Annotated in this window: 24 protein-coding genes; 9 read left to right on the forward strand and 15 right to left on the reverse strand. The window is 64.0% G+C overall.

From position 1 onward, the window contains the following. Positions 1 to 7 precede the first annotated feature (7 nt). On the forward strand, positions 8 to 1096 hold the full coding sequence (locus ABC969_RS15265) for an alkene reductase (protein ID WP_345866010.1): 1089 nt from the start codon (positions 8 to 10) through the stop codon (positions 1094 to 1096). Between the two features lie 31 nt (positions 1097 to 1127). Here ABC969_RS15265 and ABC969_RS15270 read toward each other — a convergent pair whose 3' ends face one another. From ABC969_RS15270 to gltX, 8 genes are all read right to left on the reverse strand, one after another. After that, positions 1128 to 2501, reverse strand: coding sequence for a cytochrome P450 (locus tag ABC969_RS15270; RefSeq protein ID WP_345866011.1), 1374 nt, complete (start codon positions 2499 to 2501; stop codon positions 1128 to 1130). A gap of 83 nt (positions 2502 to 2584) precedes the next feature. Then, positions 2585 to 3007, reverse strand: a complete 423-nt coding sequence (gene ribH / locus ABC969_RS15275) for a 6,7-dimethyl-8-ribityllumazine synthase (RefSeq protein ID WP_345866012.1) — start codon at positions 3005 to 3007, stop codon at positions 2585 to 2587. A gap of 34 nt (positions 3008 to 3041) precedes the next feature. After that, complete coding sequence (gene ribB / locus ABC969_RS15280; protein WP_345866013.1) at positions 3042 to 4343, reverse strand: 3,4-dihydroxy-2-butanone-4-phosphate synthase; 1302 nt, start codon at positions 4341 to 4343, stop codon at positions 3042 to 3044. Between the two features lie 49 nt (positions 4344 to 4392). Then, positions 4393 to 5010 (reverse strand): riboflavin synthase, encoded by a 618-nt coding sequence (locus tag ABC969_RS15285; protein WP_345866014.1) that lies wholly within the window; start codon positions 5008 to 5010, stop codon positions 4393 to 4395. Positions 5011 to 5012: 2 nt separating this feature from the next. Next, positions 5013 to 6041: a bifunctional diaminohydroxyphosphoribosylaminopyrimidine deaminase/5-amino-6-(5-phosphoribosylamino)uracil reductase RibD gene (gene ribD, locus ABC969_RS15290; RefSeq protein WP_345866015.1), complete on the reverse strand. Its 1029-nt coding sequence runs from the start codon at positions 6039 to 6041 to the stop codon at positions 5013 to 5015. Between the two features lie 14 nt (positions 6042 to 6055). Continuing rightward, positions 6056 to 6403 (reverse strand): hypothetical protein, encoded by a 348-nt coding sequence (locus ABC969_RS15295; RefSeq protein ID WP_345866016.1) that lies wholly within the window; start codon positions 6401 to 6403, stop codon positions 6056 to 6058. A 52-nt stretch (positions 6404 to 6455) separates the two neighbouring features. Further along, the gene (locus tag ABC969_RS15300) at positions 6456 to 7133 is read right to left on the reverse strand and encodes an energy transducer TonB (protein ID WP_345866017.1); all 678 of its coding nucleotides are present in this window, start codon (positions 7131 to 7133) and stop codon (positions 6456 to 6458) included. 207 nt (positions 7134 to 7340) lie between these two features. After that, positions 7341 to 8669 (reverse strand): glutamate--tRNA ligase, encoded by a 1329-nt coding sequence (gene gltX, locus ABC969_RS15305; RefSeq protein ID WP_345866018.1) that lies wholly within the window; start codon positions 8667 to 8669, stop codon positions 7341 to 7343. 101 nt (positions 8670 to 8770) lie between these two features. Between gltX and ABC969_RS15310 the strand changes: the two genes are divergently transcribed. Next, entirely contained in the window at positions 8771 to 9706 is a 936-nt protein-coding gene (locus ABC969_RS15310) for a ribose-phosphate pyrophosphokinase (protein ID WP_345866019.1), read from the forward strand. 114 nt (positions 9707 to 9820) lie between these two features. Here the strand turns inward: ABC969_RS15310 and ABC969_RS15315 are convergent, their stop codons facing one another. Both ABC969_RS15315 and ABC969_RS15320 read right to left on the reverse strand, forming a co-directional pair. Next, positions 9821 to 10570 (reverse strand): sulfite exporter TauE/SafE family protein, encoded by a 750-nt coding sequence (locus tag ABC969_RS15315; RefSeq protein ID WP_345866020.1) that lies wholly within the window; start codon positions 10568 to 10570, stop codon positions 9821 to 9823. Beyond that, the gene (locus ABC969_RS15320) at positions 10567 to 11097 is read right to left on the reverse strand and encodes a sterol desaturase family protein (RefSeq protein WP_345866092.1); all 531 of its coding nucleotides are present in this window, start codon (positions 11095 to 11097) and stop codon (positions 10567 to 10569) included. The genes ABC969_RS15315 and ABC969_RS15320 overlap by 4 nt, the downstream gene beginning before the upstream one ends. A 45-nt stretch (positions 11098 to 11142) precedes the next feature. Between ABC969_RS15320 and ABC969_RS15325 the strand changes: the two genes are divergently transcribed. From ABC969_RS15325 to ABC969_RS15345, 5 genes are all read left to right on the forward strand, one after another. Continuing rightward, complete coding sequence (locus ABC969_RS15325) at positions 11143 to 11460, forward strand: hypothetical protein (protein ID WP_345866021.1); 318 nt, start codon at positions 11143 to 11145, stop codon at positions 11458 to 11460. 74 nt (positions 11461 to 11534) lie between these two features. Beyond that, the gene (gene sucC / locus ABC969_RS15330; protein ID WP_345866022.1) at positions 11535 to 12734 is read left to right on the forward strand and encodes an ADP-forming succinate--CoA ligase subunit beta; all 1200 of its coding nucleotides are present in this window, start codon (positions 11535 to 11537) and stop codon (positions 12732 to 12734) included. 19 nt (positions 12735 to 12753) lie between these two features. After that, the gene (locus tag ABC969_RS15335; protein ID WP_345866023.1) at positions 12754 to 12996 is read left to right on the forward strand and encodes a hypothetical protein; all 243 of its coding nucleotides are present in this window, start codon (positions 12754 to 12756) and stop codon (positions 12994 to 12996) included. A 47-nt stretch (positions 12997 to 13043) separates the two neighbouring features. Then, the gene (locus tag ABC969_RS15340; RefSeq protein ID WP_345866024.1) at positions 13044 to 13790 is read left to right on the forward strand and encodes an electron transfer flavoprotein subunit beta/FixA family protein; all 747 of its coding nucleotides are present in this window, start codon (positions 13044 to 13046) and stop codon (positions 13788 to 13790) included. Then, positions 13787 to 14716 (forward strand): electron transfer flavoprotein subunit alpha/FixB family protein, encoded by a 930-nt coding sequence (locus tag ABC969_RS15345; protein WP_345866025.1) that lies wholly within the window; start codon positions 13787 to 13789, stop codon positions 14714 to 14716. The genes ABC969_RS15340 and ABC969_RS15345 overlap by 4 nt, the downstream gene beginning before the upstream one ends. Before the next feature lie 182 nt (positions 14717 to 14898). Here ABC969_RS15345 and ABC969_RS15350 read toward each other — a convergent pair whose 3' ends face one another. The 5 genes from ABC969_RS15350 to ABC969_RS15370 form a co-directional block, all read right to left on the reverse strand. Beyond that, positions 14899 to 16671 (reverse strand): sensor domain-containing diguanylate cyclase, encoded by a 1773-nt coding sequence (locus ABC969_RS15350; protein WP_345866026.1) that lies wholly within the window; start codon positions 16669 to 16671, stop codon positions 14899 to 14901. 92 nt (positions 16672 to 16763) lie between these two features. Beyond that, a complete protein-coding gene (locus ABC969_RS15355; RefSeq protein ID WP_345866027.1) occupies positions 16764 to 17474 on the reverse strand; it encodes a phosphocholine cytidylyltransferase family protein in 711 nt (236 codons plus the stop codon). Between the two features lie 8 nt (positions 17475 to 17482). After that, positions 17483 to 18577 carry an inositol-3-phosphate synthase gene (locus tag ABC969_RS15360; protein WP_345866028.1) on the reverse strand — a complete coding sequence of 365 codons (1095 nt, stop codon included), beginning with the start codon at positions 18575 to 18577 and terminating at the stop codon, positions 17483 to 17485. A gap of 54 nt (positions 18578 to 18631) precedes the next feature. Further along, a complete protein-coding gene (locus tag ABC969_RS15365; RefSeq protein ID WP_345866029.1) occupies positions 18632 to 19471 on the reverse strand; it encodes a CDP-alcohol phosphatidyltransferase family protein in 840 nt (279 codons plus the stop codon). A gap of 75 nt (positions 19472 to 19546) precedes the next feature. Then, positions 19547 to 20701 carry an acyl-CoA dehydrogenase family protein gene (locus ABC969_RS15370; protein WP_345866030.1) on the reverse strand — a complete coding sequence of 385 codons (1155 nt, stop codon included), beginning with the start codon at positions 20699 to 20701 and terminating at the stop codon, positions 19547 to 19549. 131 nt (positions 20702 to 20832) lie between these two features. On the opposite strand from ABC969_RS15370, the gene ABC969_RS15375 reads away from it, so the two are divergent. Continuing rightward, positions 20833 to 21837 carry a fumarylacetoacetate hydrolase family protein gene (locus ABC969_RS15375; protein ID WP_345866031.1) on the forward strand — a complete coding sequence of 335 codons (1005 nt, stop codon included), beginning with the start codon at positions 20833 to 20835 and terminating at the stop codon, positions 21835 to 21837. A 125-nt stretch (positions 21838 to 21962) separates the two neighbouring features. Beyond that, a complete protein-coding gene (locus tag ABC969_RS15380) occupies positions 21963 to 23267 on the forward strand; it encodes a thiamine pyrophosphate-dependent enzyme (protein ID WP_345866032.1) in 1305 nt (434 codons plus the stop codon). Positions 23268 to 23415: the final 148 nt, after the last annotated feature.

Here is a 23415-nt window from a genome sequence, read left to right on the forward strand (position 1 = left end):
AATTTCCGTGCCCAGTCTGTTCGATCCCATCCAGTTGGGCGCCATCGCCGCGCCCAACCGCATCCTGATGGCGCCGCTCACGCGCGGCCGTGCCGACAAGAATGCCGTGCCGACCGACATGATGGTGGAATATTACACGCAGCGCGCCAGCGCCGGGCTGATCATCAGCGAAGCCACTGGCATCAGCCGCGAAGGGCTGGGCTGGCCGTTTGCGCCGGGACTGTGGAGCGACGAGCAGGTCGAGGCGTGGAAGCCGGTGACGTCCGCCGTCCATGCCGCGGGCGGGCAGATCATCGCGCAGCTGTGGCACATGGGCCGGCAAGTGCATTCGTCGGTGATCGGCGGGCAGCCGGTATCGTCATCGGCTACCGCCACGGCGGGGCAGGCGCATACCTATGAGGGCAAACAGGATTTCGAGACGGCGCGGCCGCTCGAGCTCGACGAGATTCCGCGCCTGCTGGAGGATTATGCCCGCGCCACCGCCAATGCGATCGCGGCCGGCTTCGATGGCGTGCAGGTGCATGGCGCGAACGGCTATCTAATCGACCAGTTCCTACGCGATAACGCCAATTTCCGCGACGATATCTATGGTGGTTCGATCGAGAATCGCGTGCGGCTGATGCGCGAAGTGGTCGAGCGCGTAGCCAGCGTCGCAGGCGCGGATCGCACCTCGATCCGCCTTTCGCCCAATGGCGATTCGCAGGGCGTAGACGACAGCAACCCGCAGCCATTGTTCACGGCGGCGGCCAAGGCGCTCGACGAGATCGGCATCGGCTTCCTCGAACTGCGCGAGCCCGGCCCCGAGGGCACATTCGGGCGCACCGACGTGCCCAAACTGTCGCCCGCGATCCGCCAGGTGTTCAACGGGCCGCTGGTGCTCAATTCCGATTACACCAGCGCAGAACAAGCGCAGGCGGTGATCGATCACGGGGTGGCCGATGCGGTGTCGTTCGGGCGCGCGTTCATCGCCAACCCCGATCTGCCGGCGCGGCTGCGCAGCGGCGCCCCGCTCGCCACGTCTGAGATGCGCACCTGGTACAGCCAGGGGCCGGAGGGTTATATCGACTTTCCGGCGCTGGAAACGGCGGCAGCCTGACGGTCATCCCCTCTCTTATCCGGAGAGGGGATTATTCCAGTGGGATAAATCTCAATGGCAAGCCGTCCCGCGGCTGCGGGATCGGCCAGGCTTGCCACTGATCCCCCGAGCCCTCGTCCAGCTCGATGCGGTAACGGCTGAGCAGACCGCTCATCAGCAGTTTGATCTGCATCGTCGCGAAATGCAGGCCGAGGCACATATGCGCGCCGCCGCCGAACGGCACCCAGGCATATTTGTGCCGTGCCCGGACCGCCTCAGGGGTGAAGCGCAGCGGATCGAACGTGTCGGGATCGGGCCAATGCTCCGCCATGCGGTGCGTGTGCGCGACATTGATGCCGACAGCGGTGCCGGCGGGGATGTCATAGCCGCCGAAACTGAATGCTTTCAGCGCGCGGCGCGGCAGCGAGGGGACGGGCGGGATCAGCCGTAGCGCTTCCTTGAAGGCGTAATCGGTGAGCACCAGGCGATCGAGCTGGCCATGCGGCACGCCGCCGGCATCGTTGAGACCCAACGACAGGATCTCCTCGCGCAGCCTGTCCTGCCACTCGATGTTGCGTCCGAGCAGCATGACCAGGCTGGTGGCGGACGAGGTGATCGTGTCGTGCGCCGCCATCATCAGGAAATTCATGTGATCGGCGATTGCCGTGTCCGACAGCGGCTGGCCGTCGTCATCCAGGGCGCGGCAGAATTGCGAGAAGAAATCCTGTCCCTCCCCCGCGCGGCGCCTGGGAATTTCGCGTTCGAACACGTCGATCAGATAGGCGCGTGCCTTGACGCCGCGGCGCATCTTGGTGCCGGGCAGGGGGCTGCGGATCGGATCGATCGAGGCCTGCACCTCGTCGACGAACGCCTGGTTGATACGGTCGGCCTCTGGCCCCAGCGGCATGCCGAAGAAGGAGTCGGCGGCGAGATCGAGCGTCAGCTTCTTGATCGCGCTGTAGAATTTGATCGGCTTATTGCCCCAGTCGGCGACCTGCGCGGTGATCCCGGTGCCCATCGCCTCGGCATAATGACGCATCGGTTCGGGCTTGAAGGCGACCGACAGCACCTTGCGATCGGCACGGTGTTTCTCGAAATCCAACAGCATCAGCCCGCGCGGGAACAGCAGGTTGAGCATCGGCCCCCAGCCTTGTTCGGACGAGAAGATCTTCTCGCGATCGAACAGCACCAGTTCGTTGGCGTCGGGGCCGAGCAGCACGATATTGGGCCCGCCAAAGCTGTTGTTGCGATACACCGGGCCATAAGTGGCGGCCATGCGATTGCCGAAGGCGACCGGGTCTTTGAGCAATCTCAGCGTGTTGCCGATAAACGGCAGGCCGTTTTCGCCGGGAATGGCGCTCAGCGCACCGGCCGGCTGGCGCGGCAGCCAATGCGGGTTGGCCTTGAAGCTATGTGCCAGCGGCATGCTTTCTCTCCCGTTATTGACACGGGTATAAGTAAGCTTTCGACGTCACGCAATCCGGCGTCACTCGGTGGCTATAAAGTGGCTCACCGCGCAAACTTGCCTTGCAATGCGAGCATGGCAAGCGCGGCCTTGGCCGCTTCGCCGCCCTTATCCTTCTCGTCTTTCTTGGCGCGGGTTAGCGCCTGCGCTTCGTTTTCAGTGGTCAGGATGCCGTTGCCAATGGCCAGGCCATCCATCGACAGCGCCATCAGCCCGCGCGCGGATTCACCGGCGACGATTTCGAAATGATAGGTTTCGCCGCGGATCACCACGCCCAGGGCGACATAAGCGTCGTAACGCCCGCTATCCGCCGCCAGCGCGATCGCACCGGGCACTTCGAGCGCGCCGGGGACGGTGATCGTCTCATGGGTATGCCCGGCGGCCTCGATCGCGCTGCGCGCGCCGTCCAGCAGCAGATCGTTGAGATGATCGTAGAAGCGCGCTTCGACGATGAGGAGCTTGGCCATGTTTCCGTCCTTAATCGTGATGGGAGGAGGCGGGTTATTCCCCGCCGGTGCCCGGGATCGGCTGTTCGCCGACGATCGACAGACCGTAACCTTCAAGCCCGACCAAGGTGTGGTGCGTGTTGGTCAGCAAGACCATTTCCTCGACCCCGAGCTCGGCCAGGATCTGCGCGCCGACACCGTAATCGCGCAATTCCTCGACCTCGGGCGCGCCGGCGCCCTTGCCTTCACCGCGCAGCTTGATGAAGCGCGAGACGCTGTCCTTCATCGGGCGGTTGATCACCACAATGACGCCCGCGCCGGCCGCGGCGATCATTTCCATTGCGCCCGACAGCAATCCGGCGCGCTCATTCTGCTCGCCGAACATATCGACGAAATAGGAGGCGGTGTGCATGCGCACCAGCGTCGGCTTGGCCGGGTCGATATGGCCCTTGACCAGCGCGATGGTCTCGTCGCCGCTGGCCTTGTTGAAGAAGGTCATCGCCTTCCAATCGCCGCCCCACTTGCTCTCGAAGCTCATCTCCTCGCGCTTTTCGACCAGATGATCGTGGCGGCGGCGATAGGCGATGAGGTCGCGGATCGTGCCCATCTTGACATTGTGCAGCCGCGCGAAGGCGAAGAGATCGTCCATTCGCGCCATCGTGCCATCATCGCGCATGATCTCGCAGATTACGCCCGAGGGATTGAGCCCGGCGAGCCGCGCGACATCCACCGCTGCTTCGGTATGCCCGGCGCGGACCAGTACGCCGCCATCGCGCGCGACCAGCGGGAAAACGTGGCCCGGGGTGACGATATCGTCCTTGCCTTTTGACGCATCGATCGCGACCGAGATGGTGCGTGCGCGGTCCGCCGCGGAAATCCCGGTGGTGACGCCGTCGCGCGCCTCGATCGAGGTGGTGAAGGCGGTTTCGTGCCGCGTGCCATTGGCGCGGCTCATCAGTTCCAGGCCGAGCGCGTCAATCCGGCTTTTGGCCATGGCCAGGCAGATCAGCCCGCGGCCATGCGTTGCCATGAAATTGATCGCATCGGGCGTGGCCATCTGAGCCGGGATGATCAGATCGCCCTCATTCTCGCGATCTTCGTCATCCACCAGAATGAACATGCGGCCGTTGCGCGCCTCGTCGATGATTTCCTCGATCGAGACCAAGGCGGGCGTGTCGTCATTGGCAAAGACGAAGGTTTCGAGCTTGCGCAACGTCTCCGCAGTCGGGTTCCAATCGGGCTGATCGAGATCGCGCAGCGTGTTGGCATGCAGCCCCGCTGCACGAGCGAGGCCGGAACGCGACATGCCACCTTCGGTGACGAGGGCACGCAATTTCTGGATCAAGATCATACTCATGCAAATAAATAATCACATTGCAATGTGATCGTCAATAATAGAAATCACATCAGCTTGGAAGAAAGCTCTTCATGCGGCCCAGGTAGCGTGCCAGCACGTCGATCTCGATGTTAATAGCATCGCCCGGCGCGAGGTTCGCGAATGTGGTGACGGCGGCGGTATGCGGAATGATGTTGACCCCGATCGTCACGCGACCGTCCTGGTCCTCGACGGCGTTGACCGTGAGTGACACGCCATCCAGCGTAATTGAGCCCTTTTCGGCGACGAACGGCGCGATGTCGGGCCCGGCGGTGACGCGGATACGTTTCGATCCGCCCTCGTCGGTGATTGAGTCGATCCGGCCGATGCCGTCGACATGGCCGGTGACGATATGGCCACCGAGCTCCTCGCCCAGTTTCAGTGCCCGTTCGAGATTGAGCCGGCGGCCGGCGGTCCACTGGCCCTCGGCAGTGCGGCTGATCGTCTCGCCCGAAACATCGACCGCGAACCACTTGCCTCCGGCATCGGCGCCTTTGTCAATCACCGTGAGGCACACGCCCGAGCAGGAGATCGATGCGCCAAGATCGATCGAATCGGGTTCATAGGCGGTGCGGATGATGACGCGCGTATCCTCGACCGTCTCGACGCTTGAGATCGTGCCGATGTCGCTGACGATGCCGGTGAACATGCTTAGCTCCTGGTGCGCTCGTAAATGTCGAGCCGGTCGCTGCCAAACCGGCGTGTATCGTGCAAGCTCCAGCGGCCGTGCGCCGCGGCGAGATCGGTAAGGCCGATATCGGGCAAGGTGCGTCCGCCACCGATCAGGATCGAGGCGCGGTAGAACAACATGCGATCGACCAGATCGTCGTGGAGGAAAGAGGCGGCGGTTTGTGCGCCGCCTTCGACGAGTAGATGATCGACGCCTGCGAGCGTGGCGATGTCTGCGGGGCGGGCGATGCTCCCCCACGCTGCTCCGCCGTCACCCCAGCGAAAGCTGGGGTCTGCGAGTGGCGCGCGCTCCGCTTCCATCGCGGGGATACCCCCGCTTTCGCCGGGGTGACGGGACGTGGAGAGGACGATCCGCTGCGGTGCGCGATCCTGCAGCCCCGGCAAGCGCACGTCGAGCGTCGGTACATCCGCCTCCATCGTACCCCGCCCCACAAGAATCGCCTCGTGCCGCGCGCGTTCGAGATGGGCATGCGCGCGCGCCTCGGGGCCGGTGATCCATTTGCTCGTCCCCGAGGCCATCGCTACCGCGCCATCCGCCGACAGCGCCAGTTTCAGCGTCACGAAGGGCCGGCCCAGCTTTTGTCGGGTGAGAAACCCGCCCATCGAGCGCCGCGCCGCGCCAGCCAGCATGTCGGTCGCCACATCGATCCCCGCCGCCTGCAACCGCGCAATACCCGATCCGTCGGTACGAACATCGGGATCGACCAACGCCACCACGACGCGCGTCACTCCGGCGGTGATCAGAAGATCGGCACAGGCCGGGCCGCGTGACGAGACGTGCACGCATGGCTCCAGCGTCGTATACACCGTCGCGCCCCGCGCCGCCGCTCCGGTCTTGGCCAGCGCCATCGCCTCGGCATGCGGCCGGCCGCCCGGCTGCGTCCAGCCGCGCCCGATCACCCGGCCGTCGCGGACGATGACGCAGCCCACATTGGGATTGGGCGCGGTGCGGCCGCGGCCGCGCTCGGCCAGTGCGAGCGCTGCTGCCATGAAGCGCTGGTCGGTCAGATGCCTAGCTTCCCGAGCTTGTCGTCGAGCTTCTTATAATCCTGTTGGATTTTCGTCTGGCGCGCGGCGAGCTCGGCCTTGCGCTTGGCCTCGATCGGCCCGTCGATCTTCTGCTGCGCAATGATCTCAGCATCGGTGCGATCCGCCGGCCATTGCTCGATGTAAGTGACCTCGCGGTGATAGACCGGCACTTCGCGGCTATCGATCGTGAACCCGACCAGCAGTGCCCCGAACACCGCCACTGATAAAACCAAGAAGCCCAGCTTGTGCGGCGCTTCCTGCGCCAGATACGATCGCAGATCATTGATCGCGCGCACGATATTGAAGTGACGGAAGAATTGCATGACGCGCAAGATAAGCGCGCAGGGCAGCCGGCGCCAGCCCTGCGTCTGGGCGTCAGTCCGCGTCGTCGAGCACGAAGCGGACGCTCATCGTGCTCCATGTTTCCTGCGGCACGCCATCCTTGGTGGCCGGAGTGAAGCGCCATTTTTGCAGAGCCTGCTCTTTTGTTACCGCGAAGAAGGCGTCGCTCGCCGCGCTGATCAATTCGACCTGCTTTACGCGACCATCGATTCCGATCAGCACGCGCACCGTGACTCGCCCTTCGCGCTCGGCGCGACGTTCGCCCGGTGGGTAGGCGGGTTGAAACGCCTTGGCGAAGCGCGGATCGGGGCGCGCGTCGACCAATAAGGGTATGTGCGGCGGGGTATAGGGTGGCTTCATGGTGCCGCTGCCGCCGGTTACGCCGCCCGCCATAGCGGGAGCGCCGGGTTCGAAGAAATGGTCGCTATTGGTCGGAGCGATGGGGTCGCTGACCATGGGCCGTTCGCGCGGCGGGGGATCGATCGCGCGCTGCTGCATGCGGGGCTTGATCTCGGCTTCGGGTTTAGGCTTGGACACCGGGGGCGGATCCAGCGGTAGCGGAATTGCCCGAGCGATAAAGCTCTTGTCGATGCTCTTCCTGATCTCAGGTGCGGAAAATATCAGCGCGGCGACGATCGCGCCGTTCAATCCGATCGCGATAGCTAGCGCGCCCGGCTTGATCCCGGGCTTGTCGTAACGATCCGCATACATTGGTCGTCTCCATCTCCTTGAGGGGTACCGGTCTGGTGCCAGGCTCGGTATTGAGATGATACATCATCACGCATCGTCGGCAAGATACTTCGTTACATGCGCTGCCCGGTACATCCAGACGGCGAGGAGCGATCGCGCCTCAGCCGCGATTATCTTGTGGCACGATGGCCCGAGCCGAATTGAGGATGACGGTGGGCGGCGCGCGCTTTAAGCCACCCCTAGCCGCGCCACCGCGCGGGCGCGGCCGATCAGCGGCAGCAAGGCGGCCATATCCGGCCCATGATCGCGCCCGGTCAGTGCGCGGCGCAGCGGCAGGAACAACGTTTTGCCGCTGCGCCCGCTCGACGCCTTCAGCGCGGCGGTCAGCGCGTGCCATGGGTCGGCGGCCCAATCGAGATTCTCCGCGATCCGCGCTGCCTCGGCCAGAAAGTCGTGGTCGGCTGGGTCAATGACCGCGGCGATGTCGCCATCTATCACTGCCCACCAGTCCGCCGCTTCGGCCACGGTCTTGAGATTGAGGCGCACCGCTTCCCATTCTGCGCGGCCCATGCCGGTCGGCAGCCGACCCGCCACCGCGTCGTAATCGAACGTGTGGATGATCTTGGCGTTGAGCGCGTCCAGTTCGGCCTCGTCGAACCGCGCGGGGGCGCGGCCGAAGCGCGCGAAATCCATGCTCTCGATCAGGGGCGCCATATCGGTGATCGGTTCGACCGGGTCGCTGGTGCCGATCCGCGCGAGCAACGCGCACACCGCTTCCGGCTCGATCCCACCCTCGCGAAACGCCTCGACGCCGAGCGAACCGAGCCGCTTGGAGAGCTTGCCCTCGCTGCCGACCAGCAAGGCGATGTGCGCAAAGGCCGGCGGCGTCATGCCCATCGCGGCGAACATCTGCAATTGCAGCGCGGTGTTGGAGACGTGATCTTCGCCACGCACGACATGGCTGATGCCCATCTCGGCATCGTCGATCGCACTCGGCAGCATATACAGCCACGATCCGTCGGCGCGGCGGATGACGGGATCGCTCATCGTCGCGGCATCGAATTTCTGCGGCCCGCGCACCAGATCGTCCCATTCGATCGGCGTGTCGTGATCGAGCTTGAAGCGCCAATGCGGCCGCACGCCATCCGCCTCCAACGCCGCGCGATCGGCGTCGCTCAGCGCCAGCGCGGCGCGGTCATACACGGGGGGTAGCCCGCGTCCGGCGGCGATCTTGCGCTTGAGGTCGAGCTCCTGTGCGGTTTCATAAGCCGGATAGGCCCGGCCTGCGGCGTGCAAGGCGGCAAGCCGTGCCTCGTAGCGATCGAACCGTGCGGACTGCCGCTCCTCGCCATCCGGCACCAGCCCGAGCCAGGCGAGATCGGCGCGGATCGCCGCCACGAAGCGCTCCTCGCTGCGCTCGGCATCGGTATCGTCGATGCGCAGCCAGAATTGGCCGCCATTCTTCTTCGCCCACAGCCAGTTGTGCAACGCGGCGCGGATATTGCCGACATGCAACATGCCGGTGGGGGAGGGTGCGAAACGGGTGCGAATGGTCATGCTGCTGCTCTAGGCAGCGGGCACGGGCCGGGCAATGCCCCCTTTACGCTCGGCGATTCGCCCCTAAAGGATCGCGCTCAGACCGCAGGGAGATCGCAACCATGAAACTTTTAACCGGCAATGCGAACCTGCCGCTTGCGCGCGATGTCGCGCGGTATCTCGAACTCGAGCTGACCAAGGCCAGCGTGCGCCGCTTCGCCGACGAGGAGATTTTCGTCGAGATTCAGGAAAATGTCCGCGGCGAGGACGTCTTTGTGCTGCAATCGACGGGCTATCCGGCGAACGACAATCTGATGGAATTGCTGATCATGATCGATGCGCTGAAACGCGCCTCGGCCAAGCGCATCACCGCCGTCATTCCCTATTTCGGCTATGCCCGGCAGGATCGCAAACCGGGGCCCCGCACGCCGATCTCGGCCAAATTGGTCGCCAACATGATCACCGTGGCGGGCGCCGATCGCGTGCTCTCGGTCGATCTGCACGCCGGGCAGATCCAGGGCTTCTTCGATATCCCGACCGACAATCTGTACGGCGCGCCGGTCATGTCGGCGGATATCCTCACGCGCTTTGGCGAGCGCAATCTGATGGTCGTCTCGCCCGACGTGGGCGGTGTGGTGCGTGCGCGTGCGCTGGCCAAGCGGCTCGACAACGCGCCGCTGGCCATTGTCGACAAGCGCCGTGAACGCGCGGGCGAATCCGAAGTGATGAACATCATCGGCGAGGTCGAGGGGCGGTTCTGCATCCTGATCGACGATATCGTCGATTCGGCGGGCACCTTGTGCAACGCCGCCGCAGCGCTGAAACAGGCGGGGGCGGTCGGCGTGGTCGCTTATTGCACGCACGGCGTGCTGTCGGGTGGCGCAGTGGCGCGCGTCGAGGGCTCGGCGCTGGAGGAACTGGTCATCACCGATTCGATCGGCAGCCACGAGGTGATCAAGGATGCCAAGCGCATCCGCCACCTGACCATCGCGCCGCTGCTGGCCGAGGCGATCCGCCGCATCGCGGATGAAAGCTCGGTGTCCAGCCTGTTCGACTGACCGGCAGGGAAGTTTTTCGCGCGAAGACGCCTGGCGGACCGGTGTCGGCCCTGCGGCGCACATCTTCGCGTCTTTGCGTCTTAGCGCGAAATCCGTTCCTCGGCCGCCCTCGTCCTAGACCAGTGCGTCCCAGATCAGCTTCGCCCCCACCAGCATCATCAGCCCGTAGATTGCGGTGTAGAATCGCTCCGGTGCGATGCGGCGGACCAGCCACACGCCGGCCAGCGTGGAGAGGATGGCGATCGGCATGAGCAGCCCGGCCGCGACCATATTGGCGCGGTCGAACTGGCCGAGCGCCCAATAGGCCGGCACCTTGATCCAGTTGACCGCGGCAAAGAAGATCGCCGTCGTGCCGACCAGCACGTCGCGCGGCAGGCGGCGTGGCAGCACCCAGAGCTGGAACGGCGGCTGGCCGGCGTGCGCCACTTGGCTGGTAAAGCCCGAGGCCATCCCGCACAGCGCGCCGACCCAGCCCGGCGCGTTGGTGGCGGAGGTCACCGCATGCCCGCGCTCGCGCCACAAGCGGTAGCCACCGAACAGCACGGAGATCGCGCCGACCAACCCGAGCACGGCATCAGGCGAGACTTGCGCGGCAAACAAATAGCCGAGCGCGATGCCGATCACCGCGCCGGGCAGCGTCCAGGCCAGCACATAGCGGTCCCAGCTATTCCGGAATGCCCACACGCCGACCACATCCTGCACGATCAGGATCGGCAGCAAGATCGCCGCGGCGCGCACCGGCGAGATGGCCAAAGCGAGCATCGGCAGTGAGAGCGCCCCCATGCCGGCAAAGCCGCCTTTGGCCAGGCCGAGCAGAATCACCGCCGGCACCGCCAGCGCGAAGAACAATGAACCTTCAGTCAATCGACGGGGTCGGTTTCATGCTCCGCCGGAGCGCCGACGGGGGCACGCACGCCTACACGATTGCGACGCTTGAGCTCGGCTTTGAGATCCTCCGGCTTGGGTGCCCACAAAAAGCCGAAGCTAACCGTGCCGTGCTTGGTCTCGACCACATGGTGCAAGCGGTGCGCCTGGATGATGCGCTTCATATAAGTCGATTTAGGCAGATACCGGTGCGCCAGCCGTTTGTGCACGATCACGTCGTGAAAGCCGAAATAGATCGCGCCATAGGCAGCGATGCCCGCGCCGATCCAGGCGAAGCCCGGCCACCAGCCGAGCTGCACGCCGCCAAGCAGCAACATGATCGACGGCACGGCGAAGATCGCCGCATACAGATCGTTGAGCTCCCAATTGCCGTGGCGCGGGCGATGATGGCTTTCGTGCAGAAACCAGCCCGGCCCGTGCATCAGCCAGCGATGCGCGACATAAGCAAAGCCTTCCATCCCGAGGACGGTGGCGACGAACAGGAGAAGGCCGGTTGCCCAGTGCATCGCAGGCATATAGCGGTCATGCACCGTGGTTGCGAGGTTAAGCTGATGCGTCCGTCGTTTTTGCTGTTGCCGGCCTGTGCGGCACTGGCCGCCTGCTCCAGCCCGGAGTCGCAGACTCGCGCGGGCCTGATCAAGGCTGGGCTTTCGCCCAAGATGGCCGCGTGCATGGCACCGCGCATGGCCGATCGACTATCGATCACCCAGCTCCGGCAGCTCGCCGCGATCGGCAAGGCATCCGGCGGGGCGGGCGGCAAGGATGGCGCAACAGACGTGCTCAAGCGCCTGCGCGAACTGGACGACCCGCAGATCGTTTCAGTCGTTTCCAGCAGTGCCGCATTGTGCGCAACCGGGTTCACGCTGTAGCGAAAGGGTGGATTCAGCCGCTCGCCTGTGCTTAAGGCCGCTGCAAACCCATTCCATCGAAAGGCTCTCGCGCCATGAACATTCATGAATATCAGGCCAAGGAAGTGCTCGCGAAATACGGCGTTCCGGTTCCCGCAGGCTTTGCCGCGCTGACCGTCGAAGAAGCCGTCGAAGCATCGAAGAAGCTGCCCGGGCCGCTGTATGTCGTGAAGTCGCAGATCCATGCCGGCGGTCGCGGCAAGGGCAAGTTCGTCGAGCTGCGGCCGGAAGCCAAGGGCGGCGTGCGTCTCGCCTGGAGCGAGGAGGAAGTCCGCGCCGCGGCCACCGACATGCTCGGCAACACGCTGGTGACGATCCAGACCGGCGATGCCGGCAAGCAGGTCAATCGCCTGTACGTCACTGACGGCGCCGATATCGAGAAAGAATTCTATCTCGCCTTGCTCGTGAACCGCGCCACCGGCCGCGTCTCGATGGTCGTCTCGACCGAGGGCGGTATGGACATCGAAACCGTCGCGCACGACACGCCGGAGAAGATCCAGACGTTCGATATCGATCCGGCGACCGGCTTCATGCCGCATCATGGCCGCGCCGTGGCCAATGCGCTGGGTCTGGACGGCGATCTCGCCAAGCAGGCATCCAGCACTGCCTCCAAGCTGTATGACGCGTTCATCGGCACCGATGCCGAGCAGATCGAGATCAACCCGCTGGCGGTGACCAAGCAGGGCCAGTTGCTCGTGCTCGACGCGAAGGTGGCGTTCGATGGCAACGCCATGTTCCGCCACAAGGATCTGATGGAACTCCGCGACGAGACGGAGGAAGATCCCGCCGAGCTCGAAGCCTCAAAATATGATCTCGCCTATATCAAGCTCGATGGCGATATCGGCTGCATGGTCAACGGCGCGGGCCTCGCCATGGCGACGATGGACATCATCAAGCTGAACGGCATGTTCCCGGCCAACTTCCTCGACGTCGGCGGCGGCGCCACGACCGAGAAGGTGACGGCGGCGTTCAAGATCATTCTCAGCGATCCCGCGGTGAAGGGCATCCTGGTCAACATCTTCGGCGGTATCATGAAGTGCGACATCATCGCCGACGGCATCGTCGCCGCGGCCAAGGAAGTGAACCTTTCGGTGCCGCTGGTGGTTCGTCTGGAAGGCACCAACGTGGAAGAGGGCAAGCGCATCCTCTCCAATTCGGGCCTGGCGATCGTACCCGCCAACGATCTGGGCGATGCCGCGCGCAAGATCGTCGCGGAGGTGCAGAAGGCGGCGTAAATCGTGTTATGGGTGTCGGATGACTGAGACTGTCGAGAACCTGATCCTGGAGCATCTCAAACGTTTCCAGGCCACGCTCGATCGCATCGAGCGCGATCTGCGGGACGTCAAGACGCGGCAGGGCGACACCCATGCTGCCGTCATCGGTCTGCGCCGGGATCAGGTAAACGATGCCGAGATTTCGGCGCATCTACAGGTCCAGCTCGACGGCGTTCGCGATCGGCTCGACCGCATCGAACGGCGCCTCGAACTCTCGAATTGACCGCGCCTCCCCAGGAAGCGGCTAGAAACTTTGGAGTGGAATTGCAGATGAAAGTCATAGTGCCGGTCAAGCGTGTGCTTGATTACAACGTGAAGCCCCGCGTGAAAGCGGATGGGACGGGCGTCGATCTGGCGAACGTCAAGATGAGCATGAACCCGTTCGACGAGATCGCGGTCGAAGAAGCGATTCGGCTGAAAGACAAGGGCGTGACGGAAATCGTCGTCGTCTCGATCGGCGAGCAAAAGTCGCAGGAAACGCTCCGCACCGCGCTCGCCATGGGCGCGGATCGCGCGATCCTGGTCGTTTCGGAAGAGAGGATCGAGCCGCTCGGTGTCGCCAAGCTGCTCAAAGCGATCGTCGACGAGGAAAAGCCGGGTCTGGTGATCCTTGGCAAGCAGGCAATCGACGACGACAACAACCAGACCGGGCAGATGCTGGCAGGTCTGCTCGGCGTTGGCCAGGCGACGTTCGCCTCGAAGGTTGAGCTCGCTGCCGACAGCGTAACCGTGACGCGTGAAGTGGATGGCGGTGCCGAGATCGAGACGCTCAAGCTGCCGGCGATCATCACCGTCGATCTGCGGCTGAACGAACCGCGTTATGCCTCGCTGCCCAACATCATGAAGGCCAAGTCCAAGCCGATGGCGCAGAAGACGGCGGCCGATTACGGCGTCGATATCGCCCCGCGCCTGACCACGCTCAAGGTGGTCGAGCCGGCAAAGCGCTCGGCCGGCATCAAGGTCGCCGATGTCGATGAGTTGGTCGGCAAGTTGAAGGCAATGGGAGTCGCGAAATGAAGACGCTCGTCTGGGTCGAACATGACGGCACCACCGTTAAGGACGCCACGCTCGCCGTGGTCACCGCCGCCTCGCAATTAGGCGAAGTTCATCTGATCGTCGCTGGCCAAGGCGTCGATACGGTTGCGGCGGAAGCCGCCAAGATCGCCGGCGTGGGCAAGGTTCATGTTGCCGATGACGCAGCCTATGCGCACGCGCTGGCCGAGAACGTCGCGCCGCTGATCGTCCAATTAATGGGCCATCACGACGCCGTGCTGTTCCCCGCCACTTCGGGCGGCAAGAACATCGCGCCGCGCGTGGCGGCTCTGCTCGATGTGATGCAGATTTCGGATATTCTATCGGTCGAGTCGGAAGACACGTTCACGCGGCCGATCTACGCCGGCAACGCCATCGCCACGGTGCAGACCAAGGATGCCAAAAAGGTCATCACCGTGCGCGGCACGGCGTTCGAAAAGGCTGCGACCGAAGGCGGTTCGGGCACGATCGAAGCGATCGCGACGACCGGTGATGCGGGCGTCTCGACCTATGTTGGCAGCGAGATCGCCAAGTCCGAGCGTCCCGAACTGACCAGTGCCAAGGTCATCGTATCGGGTGGGCGTGCGCTCGGCTCGGGCGAGCAGTTCCACGCGCTGATCGATCCGCTTGCTGACAAGCTTGGCGCCGGCGTCGGCGCCAGCCGTGCCGCCGTCGATGCGGGCTATGCGCCAAACGATTATCAGGTCGGCCAGACGGGCAAGATTGTGGCTCCCGAAGTATATGTCGCGATCGGCATTTCGGGCGCCATCCAGCATTTGGCAGGCATGAAGGACAGCAAGACGATCATTGCGATCAATAAGGACGAAGACGCGCCGATCTTCCAGGTCGCGGATCTGGGCCTGGTCGGCGATCTGTTCAAGGTCGTGCCGGAGCTGACCGAGAAGCTTTGATCGCTCCCTCGACGACCCAATACCAAGAAGGGGCAGCGCGAGATGATCGCGTTGCCCCTTTTGATTAGCGGGGAGCTTCCGCAGCTGTCCGGCGCAACGTGATCCATGGCTCGGCGTTGGGGCGGACAAGTATTAATCCGCCGGCGAGACCGGCACGCAGTAGAAACAAGGTCTTCGGGCGCTCAGCCGGCCGCGACCAGTCGGTTCCGCCCGGCATGTTTGGCACGGTACAAGGCCGCGTCGGCGCGGCGCAGCAGATCGTGGCGCGTTCGGCCCGCGGTGATCGGTACCAGGCCGCCACTGAGCGTGAAACCGATCGTGTCCCCCGTATCGGTCGCAATCCTCAAATCTTCCACGTCGCGTCGCAAGCGTTCGCAAACGCTCAGCGCCTCGCCCAGGTCGGCGCCCCATAAGAGCATGCCGAACTCCTCGCCGCCAAGCCGCGCGATGACGTCGCCGTCGCGCAGCGAGGCGGTAGCCACGTCCGCGAATCGCCGCAGCACGCGGTCGCCGGCTTCGTGCCCGTGGCGGTCGTTTACCTGCTTGAAATAATCGAGATCCAGAATCGCGCAGCAGCCTGTGCCTTGCCCGTTGCGGACCTCGTCGATGCGGCGATCGAGCACCGCATCAAAGGCCCGGCGGTTGGGCAGGCCGGTTAGCGGATCGGTCTGCGCGGCACGTGCAAGCGCCGCGGCGACCCTCTTGTGGTGCGTGATATCGCGGATTTGGCTGACCGAGCCGATGACGCGATCCTGCTCGTCGGTAACGCCACGCGTGTGCGTCTCGCACCAGATCGTCGCGCCGGCGGCGGTCAGTCCACGATATTCGAGGATGATGGTCGTGCCGGGATCGGCGAGCGCACGACGCTGTGTATCCGCCAGTGCCTCGCGGTCCTCATCCAAGACGAGCTGACTGGCGTGCGTGCCGATCAACAGCGCCGGATCATGGCCAGATAATTCGGCCACCGACGGCGAGATATATCGGATGCGGCCACCGCGATCGAGATTGACGATCACATCGCTCGAGCGATCGGCCAGCAAGCGGTACCGCGATTCGCTTTCCCGCAGCGCACGAAACAGTCCTGCGCTTTGTTGCAACACGGCCGCCACGGGCAGCGTGAGGAACGCAGTAAAGACAATAAAGGATTGGAAGAACAGCACCTTCATGCCGACGGAGGCTTGAATCATCTGCACCGGGCCATGCCCGGCCAGCGTCAGCGCACCACCGACCAGCGCCAGCAGCACGATCGACACCGCGCTGCCGATCCGGCCGAAACGAAACGCCGCCAGCATCATCGGCAGCAAGGGGAGAAACAGGACCGGGAAAACCTCCTGCGCAAAGACACCGGCACTCACGATGATGACGGTGAGTGACAAGGCCAGCGCCTCGACTCGGCGACCCTTGCGAAGGCGGCCGAACTCGCGTTGCAGATCCCCGGTCATGATCAGCACCAGGATCGGGGCGAACAGGATGTTGCCCAGCGCATGGCCCACGTACCAGTGCAAGGCGTTGTTCCAGAATGGGCTTCCCGTGGCGAGCGCGATTGCCGCCGCTCCCCCGATCGCGCCGGCCAATGGCGCGATCAAACCGGCGACCGCCGCAAAAACGACAAAACCTTCCATCGAGCCGAGATCGAGTCGACCGCCGCGCCACCGCCGCAGTAACCATGCGGCGGCGGCCGCCTCTAACATCACGGCCAGCGTGACGGCGGGTGCGGCGACCACGCCGAGGCCGAAAATGATCGTTGCGGCGGCGCTGGCGAGCGCGCTGCAGAGCAGTGTCGCTGGCCACCTTTTCGGCCGATGCAGCGAAAGTTCGACGATCAGCAGCGCGTTCGCTACCCAGATGAACGCGACGCCGCCGTCGAATCGCGTAAAGCGCACGGAGGCGGCCGCGCACAGGAAATACGCAACGCCGATCAGGATAGCGCGCAACGATGGCAGCAATTTAATCACGAGAGATCCCAAATACGCGGGAAAAACTTTGTATTGAGGCAGATTAGTAAATAATTTCGCCTTATACCGGCTACGGACGGAGTTGAACGTCGCTACGGGGCGGGGGCCTGCAGCCATGACGTGGCGGCGCCCAGCGCCTTGGGATCATCGACGTCGATCCAATCGAGATCGCTGCAATCGACGGTAAGTGCGGTGCCCCGGGTAATCAGCGCGCGGACCGCTTCGGTGATCGAGGGAGACTCTAGCGCCTCAAGCGTGGCGAAAAAGGCCAGACCGACCGCGAATACGCCGGTATCGTAGCAATCGTGCGGCGCCATTTCCTTGCCGATCGCGGTGATGCGCTGGCCATCTGTGGCGACGCAGGTCACGTCGAGCGGATCGACCCAGGGATGACCCAGCCGCCGGTCGATGCCCAGCCGCAGGCCCTCGCCTGCGCCGGCCTTGGCCATCCGCGCATATAAGGCCGGATCGACGAGGTGGTCGCACATCACCAGCAACGTCTCAGCACCGTTTAGCAGAGGCGCGGCAGCGAGCGCGGAGACGCCGTTAGGCTGGCGCCAGTCAAGCGTCCGCGCCGTTTCCACCGTTACGGGCCAGTCACGTGCGGCCAGATGTGCTTCGATCGCTTCGGCGCGGTAGCCCGTCGTGACGATCACATGCGTGATGCCCGCTGCGGCAAGCCGCTCGATCGCGTGGTCGAGCAGCGGGTTGCCGGCGACCTTGCACAAGGGCTTCGACTCTGCTGCATCGCGCAAGCGGGTGCCCGCGCCGGCGGCGAGCACCACGCAGGTAGTGATCGTCATGCGTGGCGTCAGGCGGCGGCGGCGATGAAGTCTTCGACCGCCTGTTGCGCCAGATCGTCGGTCATCTGGATCGGGGGGTGCTTGCAGAAATAGGCCGAGGCGGGATGGACCGGGCCAGCCAGGCCACGATCGCTGGCGATCTTGGCGCAACGGATCATGTCGATGGCGACGCCCGCCGAATTGGGGCTGTCCTCGACCGACAGGCGCATCTCGAGGTTCATCGGCACGCCGCCGAACATCGTGCCTTCCATGCGCAGGAAGCAGACCTTGTTGTCGTTCTGCCACGGCACGTAATCGGACGGGCCGATATGCACGTTGTCGTCATCGAGCCGCTCCGCCGCGACCGACTGCACCGCCTCGGTCTTGGAGATCTTCTTCGATTCCAGCCGGCGATGATTGGACATGTTGAGGAAGTCGGTATTGCCGCCGGTGTTGAGCTGGTACGTCCGCTCCAGCTTCACACCGCGCTTGGCGAACAGATCGGTCAGCACGCGGTGCACGATCGTCGCGCCAAGCTGCGCCTTGATGTCATCGCCGACGATCGGCACGCCGGCGTCGGTGAACTTCTTGGCCCATGCTTCATCGCTGGCGATAAACACCGGGATGTTGTTGACGAAGGCGACGCCCGCTTCGATCGCGCATTCGGCGTAGAATTCGGTCGCCTTCTGGCTGCCCACGGGGAGATAATTCATCAGCACGTGCGCGCCGCTGGCGCGCAGCGCCGCGACCACGTCGGCCTTGCTTGGCTGCGGCTGATCGGCGACGATGAAGGTGCGATCATCCTTGTAATCGGCCATATGCTCGGCAACGCCGTCGAGCACATTGCCCATCTGTACTTTCACGCCGCTCGCCGGCACATCGGCACAGAAGATCGCGGTGCAATTGGGCTTGGCAAAGATCGCCTCGGACACATCCACGCCGACCTTGCGCGCATCGACGTCCCACGCAGCGACGACCTTGATGTCGCTCGGCTTGTATCCGCCCAGATCCCAATGCATCAGCCCGACATGGTCGTTCTGCCCCTGGTGGTAGAAGGCCAGGCCCTGCACCAGCGAGCTGGCGCAATTGCCGATGCCGATCACGGCGACGTTGATGGTATTCATGGCTGGAGGGAATCCTTAGAGTCTAAAAGGGGGATCGGCAGCACTGGCCGGTGTTCAGGTGTTGACGGGTGCGGCGCGTACGGGATGCGCCAGCGCCGCTTCCACGCGCCGATGCCAGAACAAGGTAGCACCTAGCAAGAGCGTGAGTGGTACGATTTCGAACCACCAGAATAAACGCGGGTTGCCGGCGAGGCAGGCGAGGAACATCGCGACGACGCGCATGTTGGCGCTTTCGAACGCCATCAGCTTCATCGGCGCCGCCGCCCGCGCGCCATAATCGGCGCCAAGACGCTGCGGATCGCGGCTGGCGGCAAGCGCCCGATCGAACGGCTCGGCCAGCCCGTCCACCCCGCGTGAGACGGCATCGTAGAGCTTTTCGAGCTGACTGCCGGTGCGCGGCGGCGGCGCGGTGCCGCTGTCGCCGCGGACGCGGCGGTGGAAGCGGGTGCGCTCGCCCTCGAACAGATTTGATTGCAGCGCGTGCGCCAGGCCCGCGACGATGGCCAATGCCCACGCTTCGAGCGTGCCCAGTGTCGCCGCCAGCGTCAGATAGAACAAGGCGAACACGCCGTGATCGCACAAGCCGTCGAGCAAGCGCCCAAAAGCCGAGGCGGTCTTGGTGGCGCGCGCGATCATGCCGTCCAATCCATCGGCAATCAGCCAGCCGATCGACAGGAGCAGGCCGGCGATCACCGCCAGCGGATCGCTCCAATGTGCAAACGCATAAGCGGCGGCGGCACCAAGCGCGAGTCCGGCCAAGGAGACCATGTTGGCCGAGATGCCCAGGCGCAACGCGACGGGCAGCAGCGCGCGGGACAGGGGGTGGATCACCCAGAGATTGGTGGAATCCTCTATCCGCCTGTCACGCGAACCGTCTGGCGGTGGAATAGTCATCGGGCAGCCATCATGCCGTTTTGGCGCTATTTCCGCAAGAGCGCTGGTGCCCCGATGCGATCAAGCGCAACGGCGTTACAGCGAACGCCCGATCAGTTCCTTCATGATCTCGTTGGTGCCGCCGAAGATGCGCGTCACGCGCGCCGCGCGCCAGGCGCGGGCAATGGGATATTCGTTCATATAGCCGGCGCCGCCATGCAACTGCAGACAGGCGTCCATCACTTCCCATTGCAGATCGGTGTGCCACAGCTTTGCCGCCGCGCCCTCTTCGTTGGTCAGCTCGCCCTTCAAATGGCGGGTAATGGCCCAATCGAGATGCGCCCAGCCGACTTGCAATTTGGCCTTGAGATCGGCGAGCACGAAGCGGGTATTCTGGAAATCGAACACCATCCCGGCAAACGCCTTGCGCGTCTTGGTGAATTCCACCGTCTCGTCGAACGCCTTCTGCGCCGAGGCCTGCACCGACACGGCGATGCTCAGCCGCTCCTGCGGCAGCTGGCTCATCAGATAGATGAAGCCCTTGCCCTCATCGCCCAGACAATTGGTGATCGGCACGCGCACGTCCTCGAAGAACAATTCGCTCGTATCGGCGGCGTCCTGCCCGATCTTGTCGAGCTTGCGGCCCTTTTTGAAGCCCTCGCGATCGCTTTCGACGAGGATGATCGACATGCCCTTCCACGCCGGCACGGCGGTGGGGTCGGTCTTGGCAACGACCAATGTCAGATCGGTGTTCTGACCATTGGTGATATAGGTTTTGGAGCCATTGAGGACGTAATGATTGCCGTCCTTTTTAGCGGTGGTGCGGATCGCCTGCAGGTCCGATCCGGTGCCGGGCTCGGTCATGGCGATGGCGGTGATCACCTCGCCTGAAACCATCTTGGGCAGCCATTCGGCCTTCTGCTCCTCGGAGCCATAATGTTCGATATAGCCCGCCACGATATCCGATTGCAGCGAGAAGCCGGCCGGTACGCCGGTATAGGCCATCTCCTCGTCGACAATTGCATTATACCCGAAGTCCAGCCCCAGCCCGCCATAGGCCTCCGGCACCGTGGGGCACAGCATGCCGATCGCGCCGGCCTTGATCCAGAAGTCCTTGGGCACCAACCGTGCCTCTTCCCAGGCGTTGACGTTGGGCACGCCTTCCTTCTGCAAGAACTGGCGCACGGTTTGTCGGAACGCTTCGTGATCCTCGGTATATGCAAAGCGACCGGCGACGGTGTCGAGCGACATAAAGCTCTCCTATAACTTTTGTTTTGGTGAATGTGTGCGAGGCTTCCGCAAGCGTCAAGTCATCTCCGTGATCGCGCCTTTCGCGGGGGGCGTAGGAGGACTAAGGTGGGAACAGAAAACAGGAGAGCATCATGAAACTGGCGAGCCTCAAACATGCCCGCGACGGCAAGCTCGTCGTCGTTTCGAACGATCTCGCCTGGTATGCGGATGCCGGCCATATCGTGCCTACGTTGCAGGCCGCGCTCGATGACTGGGATCGGCTACTGCCCGATCTGCAGAATCTCGCGACGGATCTCGAACATGAGATGATCCCGATGCGGCGCTTCCACGAGCATGACGCGGCAGCCCCGCTGCCCCGCGCGTATCAATGGCTGGATGGTTCGGCCTACGTGAACCATGTCGCGCTGGTGCGGCAGGCGCGCGCGGCGGACATGCCCGACACGTTCTGGCACGATCCGTTGATGTATCAGGGCGGCAGCGATGGTTTTCTCGGCCCGCGCGATCCGATCCCGCTCGCCGATGAAGGCTGGGGTTGCGATCTCGAGGCGGAAGTTGTCGTCGTTACCGGCGATGTGCCGCTTGGTGCGAGCTGCGACGAGGCGTTGGCGGCGGTGCGACTGATCGGGCTGACCAACGATGTGTCGTTGCGCAACCTGATCCCGGGCGAACTGGCCAAAGGCTTCGGCTTCGTCCAGTCAAAGCCGGCCAGCGCGTTCTCGCCCGTGTTTGTCACGCCCGACGCACTGGGCGATTGGTGGCGGGACGGCAAAGTGCACCGCAAGCTGATGGTCGATCTCAACGGCCAGCCGTTCGGCCGCGCCGAGGCGGGCGAAGATATGACGTTCGATTTCGGCACGCTGATCGCGCATGCCGCCAAGACGCGCAAGCTGGGCGCGGGCACGATCATCGGCTCGGGCACCATCTCCAACCGCGATGCCGATGGCGGCCCGGGCAAGCCGATCGCGGCGGGCGGGGTGGGCTATTCGTGCCTCGCCGAGCTGCGCACGGTGGAGATGCTCACCGGCGGGCAGGCCGTCACTCCGTTCCTCAAAGCGGGGGACACGGTCCGGATCTGGGCCGAGGACGACAAGAGGCACCCGATCTTTGGCACGATCGAACAGACGGTAACCGCCTAGTCCTCCCCCCGGTGGGGGAGGAATGAGAGGGCCACGCACCCTCTCGCCATCCCCGTTGAAATTTTATAACAAGAGCCGCACAGCGAGTCCGCTCAGTTCAAGCAAGCGGGCATTTTGGAGAATTCATGGCCAGCGACGCAGCAAGCGGCACGGCAGGGCGCAGCAATTTGCAGCCTTTGGCGCTGTACGTCCCCGAACCGAAGTTCCGCCCCGGCGATGCGGTCGATTTCGCCGCCATGCGTGTGCCGCCGGCGGGCAGTGCGCGCCGCCCCGATACCGCGGACGCGGCGGGCAGCTTTACCGATCTCGCTTATGAATTGGTCCGCGTGCTTGATGATGATGGTCAGGCGGTCGGCCCGTGGAACCCGCGTCTCGCGCCTGATACGCTGCGTGCCATGCTGCGCAGCATGGCTTTGGTCCGCGCGTTCGACGAACGCATGTTCCGCGCGCAGCGCCAGGGCAAGACCAGCTTCTACATGAAGTGCACCGGCGAGGAGGCAGTGGCCGTGTCCGCCGCTTATGCGCTGGATTACGAGGATATGTGCTTCCCCTCCTATCGCCAGCAGGGCCTGCTGATCGCACGCGGCTGGTCGATGGTCGATATGATGAACCAGATCTATTCGAACACCGCGGATCGGCTGCAGGGCAAGCAGCTGCCGATCATGTATTCGGTGCGCGAGGCGGGGTTCTTCTCGATCTCGGGCAATCTCACCACGCAATATCCGCAAGCCGTCGGCTGGGCGATGGCCAGCGCCGCCAAGGGCGACACGCGCATCGCCGCCACCTGGTGCGGCGATGGCAGCACGGCGGAGGGCGATTTCCATTCCGCCTGCACCTTCGCCAGTGTTTACCGTGCGCCGGTGATCTTCAACGTGGTCAACAATCAGTGGGCGATTTCGAGCTTTTCGGGCTTTGCCGGTGCCGAATCGACCACGTTCGCGGCACGCGCGGTGGGCTATGGCTTTGCCGGCTTGCGCGTCGACGGCAATGATGCGCTCGCCGTCTATGCCGCTACTGCCTGGGCGGCGGAGCGTGCGCGGACCAATCAGGGGCCGACGCTAATCGAGCATTTCACCTATCGCGCCGAAGGCCATTCTACCTCGGACGATCCCGGCCAGTATCGCAGCGAAGGCGAGCCCAATGCCTGGCCGCTGGGCGATCCGATTCGGCGGCTGAAGGACCATCTGATCGCCATCGGCGAATGGGACGAGGATCGGCATGCCGCACAGGACAAGGAATTGGCCGAAGAGGTGAAGCGCGCGCAGAAGGAAGCCGAACAGAACGGTATCCTGGGGCACGGGCTGCACCAGCCGCTCGATACGCTGTTCGATGGCGTGTTCGAGGAGATGCCGTGGCATTTGCGCGAACAGCAGGCGCAGATGGTCGCAGAAGAAACCGCTAGCGGCCGGCCGTGGGCGCGCGTGTCGTGAGGGCCCCCATTTCCGTCACCTCAGCAAAAGCTGAGCTCTCCCCGTTACGAAGCGCGCCCTCGCGGCGTGAGATTCCAGCGTGCGCCGGGATGACGGAGTTTATGGTGTGAGTGACGTGTCAGAAGCCAATATTGCGCCGCAAGCAGAC

Origin of the sequence: Sphingomonas qilianensis, from assembly GCF_039614825.1 — a bacterium.
GTDB lineage: Bacteria > Pseudomonadota > Alphaproteobacteria > Sphingomonadales > Sphingomonadaceae > Sphingomonas > Sphingomonas qilianensis.